The organism is Marinobacter sp. ES-1 (genome assembly GCF_000475255.1).
Lineage (GTDB): Bacteria > Pseudomonadota > Gammaproteobacteria > Pseudomonadales > Oleiphilaceae > Marinobacter > Marinobacter vinifirmus.
The window spans coordinates 1-612 of sequence record NZ_AXBV01000015.1 but is presented as its reverse complement, the minus strand read 5'-3'; the positions used below and the strand labels follow the sequence as shown (position 1 = coordinate 612).

General features: G+C 62.9%; 1 protein-coding gene. It reads left to right on the top strand.

Annotation, left to right across the window (positions count from 1 at the left end):
• A partial coding sequence (istB, locus tag Q668_RS01020) for an IS21-like element helper ATPase IstB (protein WP_036218799.1) occupies positions 1-580 on the top strand: 580 nt, incomplete at its 5' end.
• Between the last annotated feature and the right edge of the window lie 32 nt (positions 581-612).

Here is a 612-nt window from a genome sequence, read left to right as displayed (position 1 = left end):
GTTGAAGGCAGCCCGATTGCGGGTCCCGGCCTGCGTGGAAGACGTCGATTACCGCCATCCACGGGGGCTGGAGCGCTCCCGTATGGCGGGGCTGGCCAGCTGTGACTGGATCCGCCAATCCCTGAACCTGTGCATCACCGGCCCGACCGGTTGCGGCAAGACCTGGCTGGCCTGCGCCCTGGGCAACCAGGCCTGCCGGCAGGGGCTTTCGGTTCGCTACTTGCGCGTGCCGCGGCTGTTCGAGCAGGTGCGCATCGCCCACGGCGATGGCAGCTACGCACGGCTGATGAACCAGTTGCTGAAAACCGACCTGCTGATCCTGGACGACTGGGGGATGCAGAAGGTCACGGCGCAACAGCGTCAGGATCTGATGGAGGTGATCGAAGACCGGCACGGGCGAGGCTCAACGCTCATCGCCAGCCAGTTACCAACCGAACACTGGCATGACTACATCGGCTCCGCCACGCTGGCTGACGCCATCCTGGACCGGCTCCTGCACGGTGCTCACCGACTCAATCTGAAGGGGGAATCACTGCGAAAAGCCAAAGCACAAAATACGGAATCAGTTGACCCATCGTGACCGCTCAGAGTACAAAACTGACTCCAGCGTGA